Below are 16,884 nucleotides of genomic sequence, written 5' to 3'. Positions count from 1 at the left end.
AGGGCCTACGACCGGGTCAGCCGCCGCTCGGGCTCCTCGGCGTCGGCTTGCCGGGGGAGTGGAAGCACCCCGGGCAGTGCGATCGGAGACCAGAATTTTCCGTGGAAAATTCTCCCAGCACGAGAGCACACCGGGGGGAGCATCACCGGCACCCCGCTCACGGACGGCTGTCCTCCCTGGTCCAGGCGCCGACGCCGAGCCGTCCCGTGGTACCCAGGTCGATCTCCGGGACGACCATCACCGGGGCCGCGTCAGGGGTGGCCCGGACCCGCACGTACGGGGCGTTCACCGGGCTGCCGGCCTCCACGGTGTTGCGCCACACCAGCGTGGAACGGGCGCCCTCTTCGGGGCGCAGCACGATCTCCTGCGGCGGGTCGTCCGCGCCGGTGCCGCTGGCGATCCCGGCGCCGCCGGACAGGAAGCGCACCCCGTCGACCGGCCGGTGCTCCACGTCGAGCAGTTGCAGCTTCGGGTAGCCGTTGACGGACACCGCGGACGTCCCGCAGTTGCGCAGGTGCAGCCCGACCGCGCGCAGGCCCATCGCGGCGTCGCCGTCATCCGCGTACAGCCGCAGGCCCGAGGCCGGGCAGGGGCCGCCCGGCCGCGAGGCCTCGGCGCTGGGCACACTGCGGACCTGGACGATCTTCACCAACGGTCCGGCGCCCGGCCGCGCCTGCCCGTGCCCGTCCAGCTCGATCCGACCCTTCGCGGTGGCCCCCGGAGCGAGCGAGGTGACGACCTGCGTCACGTTGTCCAGCGCACCCCCGGCCGCCGAGAGCCGGCTGAACACCGCTGTGACATCAGAGGTCTCGTCCTCCGGATTGGTGACCTCGTACTCGGCGCAGGCCGCACTGGCGGCCGTGATCCGCACCCCGCCCTGTGCGGGCCCGGGCGACGCCTGCGCATCGCGGGACGACGACGGCGACGGCGCCCCGCACGGCCCGGCACTGCCGGAGGCCGCCGGAATCCCCGTCGCCCCGTCTGCGCAGCCCACGAGCAGAGCCGCGCAGGCCGCGACCACCACAACCGCGGCAGCCGGCCGGCGGGCCGTCAGGTGATTCCCGGCGTTCTCGAACTGATGCATCAGCCGATGCGATCACGAACCACCCGGAACGACTATGAGCTGCGCCACTGCCCGCGCAACAGGACCGCAACGATCCGCCCGGCACCCGCCGAACCGAGCCCGGTCGGAGCTGCGGGCGCCCCTTCGCGCCGGCTGGCACCGTTGCCATCGGTGACCGGACCCCGCTGCCCGATGGTCCGAACCGGTCGCCTTCCGGCGCGGGGCGTGGTCTGCCGCGCGCGGTGGGGGATGTTCCGCGCCGGAGGCGACCAACAGAAAGGATTCTTCATGGTGGAGCACGTGTTCGCGCGCGTGGTACGGACGGTGACCGTCTCGGCCCTCGCCCTGGCGACGAGCGTCGGTGCGAGTGGTACGGCCGGCGCCGCCTCGCCGGAGGACCACCCCGTCGAGGTGAGCATCGGAGCCTCCGGTCTGCAAGCACCGGACACCGCGAAGGGCGGCCTGGTCAGTTTCCGGGTCAAGACGGACGACCCGAACGGCCGGCAGCTACAGCTGCTGCGTCCGCACGGGGGAGTGACCATCGACCAGGTCATCCGGAACCTCGCCGACGCGGTCAGCCCGTCGCCGGCCACCGCGAGCGCCGGGATCCGGGCGGTGAACGGTGAGGCGGACCTGCTGGGCGGGGCGCTGGTCACCTCGCAGGTGCACGAGCAGTTCACCGAGGAGGTCAGCCCCGGGCCGGTCTACCTGCTGGACCTCACCGCGTTCCGGGCGGACCCGGCCCACCCGGTCTCCAGGCTGCTGAACCTGGTGGGTACGAACGGTCAGAACGACAACCAGGTCCGCTTCGACGACGGCATCGTGATCGAGAAGGACACGGCCGAGGGCCCGCGTTTCCAGACCGAGGACGTCGACCACGCGCACCTGGCCTACCTGGTGCACGACGGGTCCGAGCAGATCCACGAGATGCAGCTGCGGCCGATCGGTGCGGACACCACCGACGAGCAGATCGGGGAGTACCTGAGGGACGTCGCGCTGGGCGGCCTGCCGGCCCGGTCCCCGTTCACCGGGCCGGCCACCGGCCTCGGCGCCATGTCCGGCGACCGCACCGCCTCCGTGCAGGCCCACGGCCTGCAGCCCGGACGGTACGTCCTGCTCTGCATGATTCCCGACGAGCGGACGGGCGTCCCGAACGCCGGCCTGGGCATGCGCAAGATCGTCACCCTGAAGTGACCGGCCGGGCCCTGGCACGCCGGCGGCAGCGGGCTGCCAGGGCCGACCGCCCCGGTCGGCGCATCTTCGCGATGGCGGGCCGGGTCAGGCGCCGAGCACGTCGTCGGCGCTGCGGGGTTCCGTGCGCGGCTGCTGGTTGAGCTTGTGGCGCGCGATGGAGGACCGCCGGTAGACCTCCTTGCGGGCCCGCATGATGTTGCCCAGGGGCGCGTGCTCGGCGGTGACCCGCCAGGGCGTGAAGGACAGCGAGTCCATCCTCTCCAGGTTCCCGGGGCCGGAGATGTCCTGCTGCGGCAGCCGCAGCTTGGCCACGGTGACGGACGGCGAGAGCTGCTCGGGCCACTCCACGGTGGTGTCCTCCACCGGCATGCGCTCCAGGTCGGTGCAGAGCTGGACCTGGATGTCGAAGGCGTAGGGCCGCTCCTGGAGCTCGGCTTGCAGGGCCGGCCGGAAGACCTCCGCCCCCGAGGCCGGGTCGATGGTGCGCCGGACCACCGCCGCGGCGAAGGCCGGGTCGGGGGTGATGCGCACCTTGGCGATGTAGTCCCCGTGCCGGACCGCGCCCATCGTCCAGTAGCTGGACAGCAGCAGGTTCGCCGGAGGCGTCTTCGACAGGCGGAGGAAGGCCAGGAACTCGTCCCAGGCCCAGTCGTCCTGGTCCAGCGTTCCTTTTCCGGTCACGAACTCGGTGAAGAACCGATGTGCGCCGGGTCGGCCCTGGGAGAAGTACGCCGGCGCGTTCAGGAACAGTTCCTGGATGAACAGGTAGTGCTCGACCGTGTTGCAGAAGAAGACCGGCCCGTTGATGTTGGCGTAGTCGAACGTGCCCGTGTCCGGTTCGTCCTCCAGCAGGGTCGGGCCGGGGATGTCGAACATCTTCAGCGCCAGTCCGGTGGCGGCGCCCAGACGCGCGTCGGCTCCGGCGTGGGGCGAGCCGTTGGAGAAGCGGATCAGCGCGTCGTGGGTTCCCGCAGTCGCGTAGATTCCCTGGGCGTACTCGGGGGGCAGCCCGTCCAGGATCTCCACTTCCCCTCGGACCAGCCCGTAGCCCTTGGCGTGGGCGTCGCGCAGGGCCCGTCCGGTGCCACCGGCCTTGACCGACTCGGCGATGTAGCTCTCGGTCTTCTCGATCACGGTCTGCACGTCGCGGTCGAAGTGGGGGTCGTCGTCTTCGACGTCGGGCGTGTAGCGGACGAACTGTGCTGTCATGACTCCGACCTCTCCTCGGAGAGTGCGACCGGACCTCAGGGGGTGGGAATCGCCCTCAGCCCTCCAGCTCGGCGAGCCAGCGCAGGGCGCGCAGACCCGGCAGGAAGCAGTACTCGCCGCCGCGGGTGACCACGAAGCTGGGCAGGTTCCTCAGACGACGCCGGACCGGCTTCTCGGGGATGGTGACGCTGCCGGTTCCGCCGTGATGCCCGGCCACCGGGTCCTTCTCGCCGGGGTAGCCGATGAAGTTGCCGTCGTTGACCCACTCGGCCTTGATGAACTCGAACTGCCGTTCCAGATGGGCCCCCATGAACACTCCGACCAGGCCGCGGTCGGCGCCGTCGTCCTCCAGCACGCCCTCGGGCAGCGGCGGGCCGTAGGTCGTGCCGCGCCGGATGAGCCGGTGCATCCGCGCGTCGCCGATGATGGTGGAATCACGGGGGTTGGTGCGCCGGATGTGCGCACCGGCCGGGCACCGGAAGCCGCGATCGTCGTTCTCCCGGTACAGGAAGTCGTTGACGCGGCGCGGATCGGCCGCCAGCTCCGGATCATCGTGCTCCGGCGCCAGCGTCAGCGGCGCCCCGCTCGGCCAGCGCCCGACCATCTTCGCCGCCAGCAGTGACTCCTCCTCGGCGCTGGAGCTGTTCGCCCGCAGGTACCGGCGCCATGCCGCCACGTCGGTGTGGATCTTGCGAACGGCCACGTAGGTCCCGTTGCGTCCCAGGACGTCGGGGCTGGGCACGGGCGGCAGGCTGCCGGTTTCGTCGGGGTAACCGAGGATGAACTCGCCGGCCTTGATCGGGGCTTCCTGCGGGTTGGAGCCGGGCAGCCCGACGCCCTCGATGTTCGGATGGCTGATGCCGTCACGGAAGCCGAAGGTGGTACGCCCGGTCGGGAGCTGGTGGACCTCCTGCTGCCAGATCACCTGGACACCGGGTGTGTCCTCGTAGGCGACACGGGCCCGCTCCAGCTCCCTCTCCAGCTGCGCCGCGTCGGAGGAGAGGGCGCTCAACGCGATGTGGACCTCACCGGTTCCGAACGGTGCCTCCCAGTGGGCCGGTGCACTCTCGCCCACGTCGCCGATCAGCCCGGCCCGAGCGGCCATGCCCTCGCGGAACGCCCGCGGAAAGCTGTCCAGCGACTCCCGGGGCACCCCCAGGGCCCTCAGCCCCTGGTAGGTGAACGCCACGGTCACCCAGGCATCCCGGCTCGGGTCCACGCTGGGCAGACCACCCGAGGTCAACGGGAGCAGCCGGCGCAGCAGGGCGCGCCCGACGTGGCGGTCATCCACGCGCAGGAAGACGAACCTTCCCTCGTAGGGCACGGGCCGTGGACGCAGGGCCCCGCTCTGGACGTCGTCGATCTCGACGCGCACGCCCGCCGCGCTGCTGCCGTCCGCTGTGTTCATGGTCGCTTGTGCCTCTCCATACCTGTCTCCACACCTGTCTCTGCATCTGTCTCTGCCTGGACAGCCCGGCAACGGCCGACTCGCACCGGCCGAGTTGCTCCACCGATGGTGGGTGGGCTCCGACCGTCGGCCGTGCCCGGGTTCTATGCCGAGGCTTCCTCCAGCAGCTTCCGGAACGCCGGCGTGGCCACCAACTCCGCGTTGGCCGGGTTGTCCAGCGCCGCCCGGAACTGGGGGGTGTCCAGCACCTCCTGGAACGCGTCGTCCACGCGGTGGTCCTTGTAGATCTGCTGAACGGTGAGGTCGGGATAGGCGCTGACGAAGACCCCCGCGGGCTCCTGGTGGGCGACGAACCAGTCCTTCGCCCCCGGATCGGTGACGCCGGGGAACCCTTCGCTGTGCGAGAAGATCCTGTCGAAGCGGGACCCGACCACCGTCTGGGCGAAGTCGTCGATGTAGGTGTCCCAGGAGCCGTCGAAAACGCTGGCGAACATGAACCGGGTGTCGTTGTCGAAGATCACGTGCCGTGCGTCGTGCAAGGTGCCGATCTGGCGCACTGCCGCATGGACCTTCTCGTCGTCCGCCGAGTCGGCGAGCGTGGCCAGGTCCTCACGCAGCGCATCCGCATGGCCCGGCTTGATCCTGGTGAAGACGGTGAACTCGCTGCAGACCCCATCCGACCTGCCCGGGCGTTCGGGGTGAGCCGATGGCGTTGCGCCTGTCGTCGCGGTCATCATGGACCTCCGTGGATACCCCCGGCTTCAGCCGGGGGAGGAATTGGACTGCCCGCGTAGCGGGTCAGGTGGCTGCGTTTCGCCCCCGGGGCGGACCGCAGTGCTGTGACGTGCGGGATTCGAGCTTCACAGATTGCCCCGCTAGGTTGTGAGTCATGACCACGACTCACGTGAAGCGGGCGTTCAAGTACCGCTTCTATCCGACGGATGCGCAGGCGGCTGAGCTGTCGCGCACCTTCGGGTGTGTGCGGAAGGTCTACAACATGGCGTTGCAGGCCCGTTCGGAGGCGTGGACGCTGCGTCAGGAGCGGGTCAACTACGACGCCACGTCGGCGATGCTGACGGGGTGGAAGAAGACCGGGGAACTGTCCTACCTGTCCGAGGTGTCGTCGGTTCCGTTGCAGCAGGCGCTGCGGCACTTGCAGGGGGCGTTCACCAACTTCTGGCAGAAGCGGGCGAAGTACCCGACGTTCAAGTCCCGGAAGAAGTCCCGCAGGTCCGCCGAGTACACGTCCTCCGCGTTCCGGTTCCGGGACGGCCGGCTGACGCTGGCGAAGATGGACCAGCCGCTGGACATCGTGTGGTCCAGGCCGTTGCCGCAGGGCGCTGCGCCGTCCACGGTGACCGTGTCGCAGGACAGCGCGGGGCGCTGGTTCGTCTCCCTGCTGTGCGAGGACCGCCCGTCGATGCCCGCGCCCGTGAACCCGGCCGTGGGCATCGACGCCGGTATCACCAGCTTGGTGACGCTGTCCACCGGGGAGAAGATCGCCAACCCCCGGTACGAGCGCGAGGACCGGGAACGCCTGGCCAGGGCCCAGCGGGAGCTGTCCCGCAAGGCCGCGGGCAGCGCCAACCGGGAGAAGGCCCGGCTCAAGGTCGCCCGTGTGCACGCGCGCATCGCCGACCGCCGCAGGGACTTCCTGCACAAGCTCACCACTCGACTCGTCCGCGAGAACCAAACGGTCGTGATCGAGGATCTGACGGTCCGGAACATGCTCAAGAGCCGGACGCTCGCCCGTGCCATCAGTGACGCGGGCTGGACCGAGATGCGGTCCATGCTGGAGTACAAGGCCCAATGGTACGGCCGGGACCTGGTGACCATCGACCGGTGGTTCCCCAGCTCGAAACTGTGCTCGGCCTGCGGCGCGACCGCCGCGAAGATGCCACTGAACGTCCGCGAGTGGGCATGCGCCTGCGGCGCACAGCACGACCGGGACGTGAACGCGGCACGCAACATCCTGGCCGCCGGACTGGCGGTTACAGCCTGTGGAGACGGTGTAAGACCTCAACGGAGAACTCCGGGCGGGCAGTCGTCGGTGAAGCAGGAAACATCCCGACCGCAGCGCTCACGCGCAGCGGCTCAGCCGCGAGGCTGAGGGGAATCCCCCGGCTTCAGCCGGGGGAGGAAGTCAACGTGACGTCCTCCTGCCATGGCCATGGTTGGTCGGTGCGAGGGTCGCCAACCGCCCGAACATGAGGCGCCATCGCCCTCACCTCTTCATCCTGACCCGAGCGCGACGGGGGCACCACCGGGCAACGAGCAGGCCGAGGCCCTCAGAGCTCCGAGAAGCTCACGAGGACAGCTTCGTCAGAGCGCAGGATCATGGAACATGGGCCTGCCGGGTTCGTCGTCACGCGCTCTGACTCCCGTCTGGAGGCAATCATGGGCAAAGTTCTCGGTGACGTCCTGGGTCTCGCAGCCGGCGTCGCGATCAGCCCACTGCCGATCATCGCCATCATCCTCATCCTCGCCACGCCTCGGGGACGCCTCAACGGAGTCCTCTTCGCCGTCGGCTGGATCCTGGGGCTCTCGGCGCTGGGCGCGGTGATGCTGGCGGTCGCTTCCCCCGCAGGCGCCTCTGCCCACGATCACCCGGCCACCTGGGTGGGAGTCCTCAAGCTCGTTCTGGGCCTGCTCCTCGTCCTCTTCGGCGTCCGGCAGTGGCACCGGCGCCCGAAGGATCCGTCGCAGGCCCAGCTGCCGAAGTGGATGAGCGCGATCGACCGCCTCACGCCGGTCAAGGTCCTCGCACTCGGACTGGCCCTGTCCGCGCTCAACGCCAAGAACGCCCCGCTGACCATCGCCGCGGGCGCCGCGATCGGTTCGGCCGGACTGCCGGTAGGGCAGCAGATCGCCTCACTGGCGGTCTTCGTCGTGATCGCCACCCTCGGCCTGTTGGCCCCACTGGGAGTCTTCGTGCTCGGGGGAGAGCGAGCCCAGACCACGCTCGGTAACTGGAAGGACTGGGCAGCTCAGCACAACGTCGCCGTGATGGCGGTCCTGTTCTTCGTCCTCGGGTTGAAACTGTTCGGAGACGGGATCTCCGTCCTCACCTCCTGACAGGCCGCTCGTGAATCCCTTTCCTGGCGCGGAAGTCCGTGACCATGGAGGCGTCAGGTCGCGCCGATCGACAGGGCGCGGCACTGCCTAGTTTTCGCGCCGGGCCTCGCGCCGGGTCTCACGCCGGGTCTCGCGCTGGAGATCGGCCACGTGGTGGAGGGCGGTCTTGAAGGCGGCGTACTCCCGCGCGCCCAGCGCCTTCTCGTGGCGCTCCTCGATCGAGCGCATGATGGCGGCGGCCGCCTCCATCTGGAGCAGGCCGCGTTCGGTGGGGTGGATCAGTTTGGCGCGGCGGTCCGCGGGGTCGGGTCTGCGTTCGACGTAACCCAGGCGTTCGAGGTCGTCGACGAGGGTCCCGATGACCTGCTTGTGCTGTCCGGAGGCGCGGGCGAGTTCGCTGGCGCGGATGCCGTCGGTACGCAGGTAGGCGAGCACGGCGCCGGCGCGGGGCTGGATGTCGTCGAAGCCCTGCTCGGCGAGCACGGTGAACAGCTCGCGCTGGACGGAGAAGAGCACCCGGGCGGCGAGCACGCCGAGGTCCGGTTCCGCCGCCTGGTGTCCGCTCAACGCGTCTCCCGCTTCCGCCGTCTCTGGGCCCGCCCCGCGCTCCGCCCTGTGACCAGCAACTTTAGTCGCCCGCCCGGTGGGCTCGGGCGACACCCCAGGCGTTTCGGCGCCCCGCCCTGACCAGTGCTTGCGCCCCGGGGGACAGGGGTATAGCGTCAAAGTAGTCACTAATCTTGACTATCAATATCGGTGACTACTAGTGGCCAATGGAGCCGTGGCTCAACCCGAAGGAGCGCACGATGAGCGAGCACAGCAAGTTCCTGGAGCCGGTCACCCGGGAGAACGCCGCCGTGGTCCTGGTCGACCACCAGGTGGGCCTGCTGTCCGGCGTCCGGGACATCCCGCTCGGCGAGCTGAAGCACAACGTGGTCGCGCTGGCGCGCGCGGCGACCGTGCTCGGCATCCCGCTGGTCGTCACCACCACCGCGGCCGACAGCATGTGGGGGCCGACCGCCCCGGAACTGGTCCAGGCCCTGCCGGCCGGACAGCGGATCATCGACCGCAGCACGGTCAACGCCTGGCACGACGGCCGGGTCCGCGAGGCCATCGAGGCCACCGGGCGGCAGAAACTGATCTTCGCCGGAGTGTCCCTGGAGGTGTGCGCGGCGCTGCCCGCGATCGCCGCGACGGCCGCCGGGCACCACGCGTACGTCGCCGTGGACGCCTCCGGCACCTTCAGCCAGGCCAAGCGCGAGGCGGGACTGCTGCGCATGCAGCAGGCGGGCGTCACCGTCTCCGACTACGCCACCCTCATGGTCGAGGCCCTGGCCGACAACGCCGCCCCCGAGGCCGGCGACCTCTACGCCGCCCTCGACATGCCCTTCGCCGTCCTGGTCGGCCAGATCTCGGCGGCCGCCCGCCCCGCGTAACGGCCGGCGTACTCAGCTGATCCGGCCGTCACCGACCCACCCCACGGGGGGATGCGCCTCGCCCGTCGCCCGTCGCCCGTCGCCCGTCGCCCGTCGCCCGTCGCCTGTCAGTGCCAGCTGGCATGCTGCCGGACGGAAGAGGACGGCAACGGGTGGCAAGGGCTGTGTGCGATGGGTTTTGAGGGCGGGGTCTGGCGTCTGGTGCGCCGGGAAGAGCCGGTGGGCGAGATCGTGGTCGAGGAGACGGACTTCCCGTGGCTCCACGGGCGCTTCGTGCCGGGAACGGCGTTCCCCGCCGTCCAGCCGCTCTTCGCCCGTTCGCTCGCGCTGTCCGAGGCGGAGGACTGGGAGGCCTTCGACGACGCGTACGACGAGATCGCGAGCACCGTGTCGATGCTCTCGCCCTCGGGCCCGGTCGCCGAGTTCCTGCTGCACATCCAGGACGACAGGGCTTGGTTCCGGTGGAGTGACGAGCCGTTCGAGGACGCGGACGGGCCGGGCGGAGGGGAGGCGGGCAGTGCCGGACCGTCCGCCGCCTGACCGAAGTTCTCGCACGCGAGCCGCTGGGCCGGAGCATCGGCTTCGGTGAGCGTCTCGCCGAGGCGCTCCACCGCCTGGACCAGGAGCAGTTCGGGACGCTGCCGATCACCGGGGCGGTGTTGCCCGACGGCTCGCCGTTCCCTCAGTCGAGCGACCACTTCCTGTACGCGCGAGCTGCGGTCGTGGCTGCGGGCCGCGACGTGTACGAGAGCGTGTTCCACGATCCCGAACGGTTCGCTCCGTTCACCGCGCGACAGTGCGAACCGCTGCTCTACGTGCACGAGGAGGCGTTCGAGCTTGTGACCGGGACGGAGTGGGACCGCCTCACCCGCTACGACTACGAGTCCTGCTCGAACGCGGACGGCTGGCCCGAGCTCCGCCGCTGAGCACCAACCGTCGCAGAGCACCGTTCACCGTAGAGCCGGTCTCCGGTCGCGGCCCGGTCCGCGTGGCGGCCGCACAGTGCTCAGCGGGATCGAGGAGTGGGCCCGGGCCCCGCTCGGCGGGCGAGCGGGGCCCGGTCCCCTGGCGGCCGCCGGTCCGGCAGGCAGGCAGGCAGACAGCTCAGGCTTCGATGTTCTCCAGGTCCGCGAGCAGGCCCGGGTGCGTCGGCTCCCAGCGGAGGGCGGTGCGGGTGTGAGCGCTGGAGGCAGGCTGGTCGGCCGCGAAGATCGGGCCGAGGGGACCGAAGCTCTCCTGCGGCACCGGCTCGACGGGAAGGTCGAGCCGCCGTCCGATGACCGCGGCGATGTCGCGTACCGCGTCGCCTTCGTCGGCGACGGCGTGCCACGCGCTTCCGGCCGGGGCCTTCTCCAGGGCGAGCCGGAACAGGACGGCGGCGTCGAGCGCGTGGACGGCGGGCCAGCGCTGCGCGCCGTCTCCGGGGTAGCCGGCGACGCCGGTGCCGCGGGCGATGTCGGTGAGCAGCCCGGCGAACCCGCCCTGGCCCCGGTTGTGGACCGTGCGCGGCAGTCGTACCGCCGAACTGCGTACGCCTCGTGAGGCGAGTGCGAGTGTGCGGTTCACCGACAGGCTGCGTCCGCTGACAGGTCCGTCCAGCGGCAGCGGGTCTTCCTCGGCCGAGGCGCGTCCCACCACGAGGGGCGTGCCGGACGCGGTGACGAGCGGCCTGTTCGTGCCGACGAGGGTGTCGCCGAGGGCCGCGAGTGCGGCGCTCTCCTCGGCGATCCCTCGCGCGAGTGCGTCGGGCGAGCTGAAGTCGTTGCTGAAGGCGAGGTGGATGACGCCGTCCGCCTGTTCCGCGCCGGTCCGCAGCACGTCGAGGTCGGCGAGCCCGCCACGGAGCACGTCGGCGCCGGCGGCTTTCGCGGTGGCCGCGGAGGCGTCGGATCGGGCGAGGGCGGTGACCAGGTGGCCTGCGGTGAGCAGTTCGGCGACGACGGCGGAGCCGATCAGGCCTGTGCCGCCGGTGATGAAGACGCGCATGGTGAGCTCCGAGGAGTGATGCGACTGTTGTCCCATCACTGTACGACGCGATGCGACACTTGTCCCGTCATCTAGACTGGCACTATGCCGCGATGGAAACCCGATGCCCGACAACGCCTGGTCGTGGCTGCGCTCGGCCTGTTCGCCGAGCAGGGCTACGACGAAACGACCGTCGCTCAGATCACCGAGCGGGCAGGGCTCACGCGGAGCACCTTCTTCCGCCACTTCACCGACAAGCGCGAGATCCTCACCATGGGACAGACGGCGCTCAGCCGCCTGCTGGCCGAGGGCATCGACGGCGCCCCTGCGGACGCGACGCCGATGACGGCCGTCGCGGCCGGACTCGAACGCGCATCGGGCGAGATGACGTCGTTCAACCGCGAGCTCAGCCCGCTGCTGCACGCGGCGATCGAGGCGAACGCGGAGTTGCAGGCGCGCAACGTGCTGAAGTGCATCGGCATGGCCACGGCGATGGTCGACGCGCTGAAGCGACGGAACGTCGCGGAACCCACGGCGCAGGTGGCCGCCGAACTCGGCGTCCTCGCGTTCAGGCTCGGCTACGCCCGGTGGGCCGACCCCAGCCGCGACGAGGACCCCGGCGAGCTGGCGCCCCACACGCGAGCCGCATTCGACCAACTCCGCGCGGCAGCCGCTGAGCTCCGCTGAGCTCCGCTGAGCTCAGCATCAGCCGCCACGAGGAGTCCTGCCGCCGGTTGTCGCCGCGTAGAGTGGACACAGAGAGTGCTGGATCACGGCTTCCCTTCTCGGAGGGTTATCGGTGAGACGCACGGATGCCTCCGGCGAGGCGGTGCCGGTCCGGCGGTTCCTGGACTTGGTCGACGGCGGCGCGAGTCGCGCCCGGCCGATCTGATCTGCGCGTCGGCGCCTCGTCTCGGGAGAGGCGATCCTGCTCGCGGAGGTTGCGGCGCGCGGGAGGAGACCTTCGCCATGAAACTGACCGCCGAGCGGCTGCGGACCTCCGTCCGCAGTGCCGCTCCGACCTCCACGCATCCGCCACCGGTGTCCGCCGCCGACGTCGGCCTGCTGGTACTCCGGCTCGCCGGCCTGCTGCTGGCCGGCCACGGTGCCCAGAAACTCTTCGGACTGTTCGGTGGCGCCGGCCTGAGCGCGACCGGTAAGGGCTTCGAGGCCCTGGGCTACCGGCCCGGTGTGCTCTTCGCCGCGCTGGGCGGCGCCTCGGAGCTGGGCGGCGGCCTGGGCCTCGCCCTCGGGCTGTTCACCCCGCTGGCCGCCGCCGCCGTGATCGGGGTGATGATCAACGCGATGTCCGTCAGCTCGGGCGGCGGCCTGTGGGCCGACAAGGGCGGCATGGAGTACCCGCTGTGCCTGGCGCTGATCGCGATCGCGGTCTCCGCCATCGGACCCGGACGCCTGGCGCTGGACCGTTCGTTCCGGTGGGGCCAGGGCGGGTGGTGGAGTGCGGCCGTCGCCCTGGGGATGGGCGGCATCGGCGCGGCCATCGTGCTGTCCCTGCAAGGGGTGACCCTCTAGCGCCACCAGCAACCAGGCGCACCCCTCACCCAGGACGTGCTCGGCATCGACCTGGACGGCGACCTGGTCGGCACCGTCGAAGCAGGGTGTGGCCGCCGGGCGGCAGAACCGCGTCCAACTCGCTGAGCCCGGCACGCGGGCGCGCTCATCCGGCGTGGTCGTAGTCCGGCAGGATCACGCCGTTGTGGGCGGCGCGTCCCTCGGCGCCCGCCGGGTTGGTGGGGTTGCGCAGGGCCGCGTTGCGGGTGTCGAGCATGTCCTGGGTGCCGGGGATGAGGGTGGTGCCGCCGGAGGCGGCCAGCGCCTGGTTCCGCTCCACGAAGGGACGTGCCTTGCGCTCGTAGGCCGCGAAGGCGGCCGCGTGGTCGGTGTGGCCGGCCAGTTCTCCGGCCAGGAGGTAGGCGCCGACGAGCGAGACGCTGGAGCCCTGGCCGGACAGGAACGAGGTCGCGTGGGCCGCGTCACCGGCGAGGGCGACGCGGCCGCGGGACCAGGTGGGCATGTGGATCTGGCTGACGACGTCGAAGAACAGGTCGTCGGCCTCGCGCATCGCGTTCACCAGGCGCGGGATGTGCCAGCCGTGCTCGGGGAAGGCGGCGGCGACGAGTTCGCGCTGCGCCTGCGGGTCCCGGAAGGCGTCGACGGGGGCGTCCTTCCGCTTGAGGACGAGGAACCCGTGTACGCGCTCGGCGGGTTCGTGGGCGTAGAGGACGGCCGCCCGGCCTGGCGTGTTCCAGACGATCCCTTCGTGGGCGAGGCCCAGGTCGTTCGCGAGGGTGAAACCGGCGAAGACGTGGCCGAGGTAGTGGTGGAACGCGTCCTCGGGGCCGAAGACCAGCCCGCGGGTGTTGGAGTGCAGCCCGTCCGTACCGATCACCAGGTCGAAGGTGCGGTGGGCGCCGCTGTCGAAGGTGACGTCGACGCGGTCCGCCCGGTCGTCCAGGGTGGCGATGGAGTCGCCGAAGAGGAATTCGACCCGGTGGCGGAGCGGAGCGTAGAGGGCGCTCGCCAGGTCGCCACGCCGTACTTCCAGGTCCAGGCCTGCGGCGCCTCCGTTGACGGTTTCGGGGGCGACGGAGCCGATGGGCGCCCCGTCGGCGTCCACGAACGAGAGCTTGCGCGTGTCCACGTGGGCCTCGCGCAGTTGCGGGAGCAGCCCCATGCGGTCGACGACCTCGCGGGCGGCGCCGCGGATGTCGATGGCGTACCCGCCGCCCCGGACGGCTGACGCCCGCTCGACGACGGTGACGTCGAAGCCGTAGCGGTCGAGCCAGTAGGCGAGGGCCGGGCCGGCGATGCTCGCGCCCGAGATGAGGACCTTGCGGTTCGCGGAGTGGTTGTTCACGGTGTGCTCTCCTCCTGGCGGTCGCATCCTGGCGGCCACGCCGAAGATGCGTACCTTAGGTATCTTTGTGGACGGCACAGCGCACCCGCGAGAGCGGGCGCAGCCCCAGGATATAGATACCTAAGTTAGGTATTCAAGTGGAGGTGGTGGTCCGATGACCGCGGACTCGCCGGACAACCCCGGCGCGGACGAGCAGGCGGCAGCCGTCTGGGCGGCCCTGCCCCGGCTGGCCCAGCTGAGCAACGCCATGACCCGCGGCCGCCTGGCCGAACGGGCGGCCGAGGCGGCGGGACTCGCCCTGGACCGCCCCGCACTGAGCGCGCTCATGACCCTGCACATGGCGGACCGGCCGCTGCGCATCGGGGAGATCGCCGAACGGATGCAGGTGGTCGGCCCGCACGTCACGCGACAGGTCCAGGCGCTGGAGCGGCGCGGCCTCGTCCATCGCGTCGGCGACCCGCACGACCGGCGTGCCAGCCTCATCGAGGCGACCGCTGAAGGGACGAGGGCCGCGAACGCCTACGCGACGTCCATGATCGGCTGGTTCACGGACGCGACGGCGCACTGGTCGGACCAGGACCGCGGGGACCTGGGCCGATTGCTCGCGAGGCTGGCCGACGACGTCATCGCCCGCTTGGCCCTCCTCGACGACGACAGGCCATCGCCCGCCACCTGACCGCACACGGCCGCAGCCGCGCCGTTGACCGTCGATCACCACCCGTCCGGTCCGCGGCGGCGCGCCCCGCCGTTGCGCCCCGCCGTTGCGTCGCCTCCTATCGGGCGGCGGCCTCGTGGTGAATCATGGAGGCGGCCGAACGGAGCGAGGGCCTCGGGCGGACGGCACCAGGTCGGCCGTCGGGGGTCCTCATCGAGTGGGATGGGAACAGCATGCCTCTTAGCGGCGAATACCAGCCGAGCCCGGAGAAGTGGGTCAGCGACCAGGTCGCGTTGTACGAGGGCTCCGGGGGCACCGAGGGCACGACGCTCCGGGGCGTGCCGGTGGTCGTCCTCACCAGCCTGGGGGCCAAGAGCGGGAAGATCCGCAAGAACCCGCTGATGCGGGTGGAACACGAGGGGACGTACGCCCTGGTGGCCTCGCAGGGCGGCGCGCCCAAGAATCCGACCTGGTACCACAACCTGGTCGCGCATCCGCGGGTCGAGCTCCAGGACGGCGGCGTGCGCCAGGACATGACGGCCCGCGAGGTCGAGGGCGCGGAGCGGGAGCTGTGGTGGTCCCGCGCGGTCGAGGTCTGGCCGGACTACGCCGAATACCAGACGAAGACGGACCGGGTGATCCCTGTCTTCGTGTTGGAGCCGGAGACCGCCGGCCGTTGACCCCGAACGGCTCGGGCGGGGCCCGGACGGTCAGAAACCGCCCACCCGCCCGAGCCCTTCGGCCGGGACGGCAGCTCCAGTGCGCGACATGACACGACGCGACATGGCACGAACGGAGAACCCGGCCGAAGCGGGCGAACCACTCGGACGAGGTCCTGCCGCCGCTCAAGCGTGCCGTCGGTGGGGTGGCGGCCGTCGACGTCAGCGGGGCCGTCGGGGCCTGGAGCCCCTCGTACCTCAGGAAGGCCGTCGAGCGGTACACCGACGGGTCGGCCCCCGAGCCGACGGGTGACGCGAAGGGGATCGGTGACGTCGTGGCCGAGCTCCCGGGCGACCGCCACGGGCCGGCCCGGCCCGGATCCGACCCCGTAGGCGGTGCGTTCGGCGTCCACGGGTCAGTCCGCCGACGCCCGACAGCCGCAGGGCCGTTGTCGCCCCCGGCACCACACCATCCTCACCGTCAGATGGCGGTCGGCCGCGGCCCTGGAGATCACGACCCCGGCCTCGGTCGCGAGATCGATGCCGAACCCGACCTCCACCTCGGCCGGCTCCGCCTCGCGCAACCGGGCCAGCACGGTGCTCGCCGTCGCGGTGACCGGGCCCAGCACCGTGGACAGCCCCACCGGTAGATCGCGGCACCGGCCCGGCCCGCCTTCACCGGGTCGGCCGCTCCGTCCACGGCCTCGACGAGGATGGATCCACCGCCGTCGAGCGGGACCCGGACAAGCTGCTGACCCATGTCTGCACGTCCCAGCCTTCGCCGCGCAGCGCGGGTGTCAACGCCTTGGCCGCGAGCACCCGCGCATGGAGCTGATGAACAGTCAGATAGCTTGCCGAGCCTGACGATCGAACGTTCAAGGCCACATTCCGAACCGTCACCGGCCGCATTCCGGAACGTCGATCGCCCTGCCGTCGTATGCGCCGGCCCGAGGCACTGGGCGTCCGCATCCGACCACGGTGGACGGCTTGGGCCAATGCCGGTTCAGGCCAGCGCGGACCCCTAGTTGGGCCACTGGCCAGAGGGCAGGATCGTACCCAACGGCAGCGACAAGCAGCCGAAAGGAACCGGGGCAGCGTCACCGCGGGACGCACCGGATCCGGACCACCTCCTGTTGCGCGTGTGTTCCGAAGGAGCCCTGCCATGATCCGCACCCGCATCGCGAAGGCCGCCGCGGTCGCCGCCCTCGTCACCCCGCTCGTCACCGCCACCCCGCTTCCGACGCCGCCCCTTGTGAGCATCGACACCATGGGCCGGCAGTAGCAGCCCACTTCGGGCCCACCCGCACGTCACCGGCCCGGGCGCCGCGTCCGTCGCCGTGAC

Annotated in this window: 18 protein-coding genes; 10 read left to right on the top strand and 8 right to left on the bottom strand. The window is 71.1% G+C overall.

What is annotated here, in order from left to right:
• Positions 1-157: 157 nt before the first annotated feature.
• Positions 158-871: a DUF4232 domain-containing protein gene (locus ACIP37_RS30955; protein ID WP_400810675.1), complete on the bottom strand. Its 714-nt coding sequence runs from the start codon at positions 869-871 to the stop codon at positions 158-160.
• 480 nt (positions 872-1,351) lie between these two features.
• On the opposite strand from ACIP37_RS30955, the gene ACIP37_RS30950 reads away from it, so the two are divergent.
• The gene (locus ACIP37_RS30950) at positions 1,352-2,257 is read left to right on the top strand and encodes a hypothetical protein (protein WP_400810677.1); all 906 of its coding nucleotides are present in this window, start codon (positions 1,352-1,354) and stop codon (positions 2,255-2,257) included.
• An 84-nt stretch (positions 2,258-2,341) separates the two neighbouring features.
• Here ACIP37_RS30950 and ACIP37_RS30945 read toward each other — a convergent pair whose 3' ends face one another.
• From ACIP37_RS30945 to ACIP37_RS30935, 3 genes are all read right to left on the bottom strand, one after another.
• Positions 2,342-3,466 carry a catalase family protein gene (locus ACIP37_RS30945; protein WP_400810679.1) on the bottom strand — a complete coding sequence of 375 codons (1,125 nt, stop codon included), beginning with the start codon at positions 3,464-3,466 and terminating at the stop codon, positions 2,342-2,344.
• Positions 3,467-3,521: 55 nt separating this feature from the next.
• Positions 3,522-4,874: a Dyp-type peroxidase gene (locus ACIP37_RS30940; protein WP_400810681.1), complete on the bottom strand. Its 1,353-nt coding sequence runs from the start codon at positions 4,872-4,874 to the stop codon at positions 3,522-3,524.
• A gap of 143 nt (positions 4,875-5,017) precedes the next feature.
• Positions 5,018-5,611 (bottom strand): hypothetical protein, encoded by a 594-nt coding sequence (locus ACIP37_RS30935; protein ID WP_363586643.1) that lies wholly within the window; start codon positions 5,609-5,611, stop codon positions 5,018-5,020.
• Positions 5,612-5,763: 152 nt separating this feature from the next.
• On the opposite strand from ACIP37_RS30935, the gene ACIP37_RS30930 reads away from it, so the two are divergent.
• A complete protein-coding gene (locus tag ACIP37_RS30930; protein WP_400810683.1) occupies positions 5,764-6,984 on the top strand; it encodes an RNA-guided endonuclease InsQ/TnpB family protein in 1,221 nt (406 codons plus the stop codon).
• A 287-nt stretch (positions 6,985-7,271) separates the two neighbouring features.
• Positions 7,272-7,949: a GAP family protein gene (locus ACIP37_RS30925; protein WP_400810685.1), complete on the top strand. Its 678-nt coding sequence runs from the start codon at positions 7,272-7,274 to the stop codon at positions 7,947-7,949.
• A gap of 87 nt (positions 7,950-8,036) precedes the next feature.
• Here ACIP37_RS30925 and ACIP37_RS30920 read toward each other — a convergent pair whose 3' ends face one another.
• Positions 8,037-8,516, bottom strand: coding sequence for a MarR family winged helix-turn-helix transcriptional regulator (locus ACIP37_RS30920; RefSeq protein ID WP_400810687.1), 480 nt, complete (start codon positions 8,514-8,516; stop codon positions 8,037-8,039).
• A 239-nt stretch (positions 8,517-8,755) separates the two neighbouring features.
• Here ACIP37_RS30920 and ACIP37_RS30915 point away from each other — a divergent pair, with 239 nt between their 5' ends.
• The 3 genes from ACIP37_RS30915 (at position 8,756) to ACIP37_RS30905 (ending at position 10,311) form a co-directional block, all read left to right on the top strand.
• Complete coding sequence (locus ACIP37_RS30915) at positions 8,756-9,385, top strand: isochorismatase family protein (protein ID WP_363586640.1); 630 nt, start codon at positions 8,756-8,758, stop codon at positions 9,383-9,385.
• Between the two features lie 219 nt (positions 9,386-9,604).
• Complete coding sequence (locus ACIP37_RS30910) at positions 9,605-9,925, top strand: hypothetical protein (RefSeq protein ID WP_400810691.1); 321 nt, start codon at positions 9,605-9,607, stop codon at positions 9,923-9,925.
• On the top strand, positions 9,922-10,311 hold the full coding sequence (locus tag ACIP37_RS30905; RefSeq protein ID WP_400844881.1) for a DUF4240 domain-containing protein: 390 nt from the start codon (positions 9,922-9,924) through the stop codon (positions 10,309-10,311). Before ACIP37_RS30910 ends, ACIP37_RS30905 begins: the two co-directional genes overlap by 4 nt.
• A gap of 178 nt (positions 10,312-10,489) precedes the next feature.
• Here the strand turns inward: ACIP37_RS30905 and ACIP37_RS30900 are convergent, their stop codons facing one another.
• Complete coding sequence (locus ACIP37_RS30900; RefSeq protein WP_400844842.1) at positions 10,490-11,371, bottom strand: SDR family oxidoreductase; 882 nt, start codon at positions 11,369-11,371, stop codon at positions 10,490-10,492.
• Between the two features lie 84 nt (positions 11,372-11,455).
• On the opposite strand from ACIP37_RS30900, the gene ACIP37_RS30895 reads away from it, so the two are divergent.
• Together ACIP37_RS30895 and ACIP37_RS30890 are read left to right on the top strand one after the other, a co-directional pair.
• A complete protein-coding gene (locus ACIP37_RS30895) occupies positions 11,456-12,037 on the top strand; it encodes a helix-turn-helix domain-containing protein (RefSeq protein WP_363586637.1) in 582 nt (193 codons plus the stop codon).
• 282 nt (positions 12,038-12,319) lie between these two features.
• Entirely contained in the window at positions 12,320-12,883 is a 564-nt protein-coding gene (locus tag ACIP37_RS30890) for a DoxX family protein (RefSeq protein WP_363632200.1), read from the top strand.
• Between the two features lie 145 nt (positions 12,884-13,028).
• Here the strand turns inward: ACIP37_RS30890 and ACIP37_RS30885 are convergent, their stop codons facing one another.
• Complete coding sequence (locus tag ACIP37_RS30885) at positions 13,029-14,255, bottom strand: FAD-dependent monooxygenase (RefSeq protein ID WP_400810721.1); 1,227 nt, start codon at positions 14,253-14,255, stop codon at positions 13,029-13,031.
• Between the two features lie 127 nt (positions 14,256-14,382).
• Between ACIP37_RS30885 and ACIP37_RS30880 the strand changes: the two genes are divergently transcribed.
• Positions 14,383-14,904 carry a MarR family winged helix-turn-helix transcriptional regulator gene (locus tag ACIP37_RS30880; protein ID WP_400810694.1) on the top strand — a complete coding sequence of 174 codons (522 nt, stop codon included), beginning with the start codon at positions 14,383-14,385 and terminating at the stop codon, positions 14,902-14,904.
• Positions 14,905-15,116: 212 nt separating this feature from the next.
• The gene (locus ACIP37_RS30875) at positions 15,117-15,563 is read left to right on the top strand and encodes a nitroreductase family deazaflavin-dependent oxidoreductase (RefSeq protein ID WP_400810696.1); all 447 of its coding nucleotides are present in this window, start codon (positions 15,117-15,119) and stop codon (positions 15,561-15,563) included.
• 395 nt (positions 15,564-15,958) lie between these two features.
• On the opposite strand, the gene ACIP37_RS30870 is transcribed toward ACIP37_RS30875, so the two are convergent.
• Positions 15,959-16,186 (bottom strand): CU044_2847 family protein, encoded by a 228-nt coding sequence (locus ACIP37_RS30870; RefSeq protein WP_400810698.1) that lies wholly within the window; start codon positions 16,184-16,186, stop codon positions 15,959-15,961.
• Positions 16,187-16,884 lie beyond the last annotated feature (698 nt).

Source organism: Kitasatospora sp. NPDC088861, assembly GCF_044750105.1.
Classification (GTDB): Bacteria; Actinomycetota; Actinomycetes; order Streptomycetales; family Streptomycetaceae; genus Kitasatospora.
This window is presented reverse-complemented; position numbering and strand designations above follow the sequence as displayed.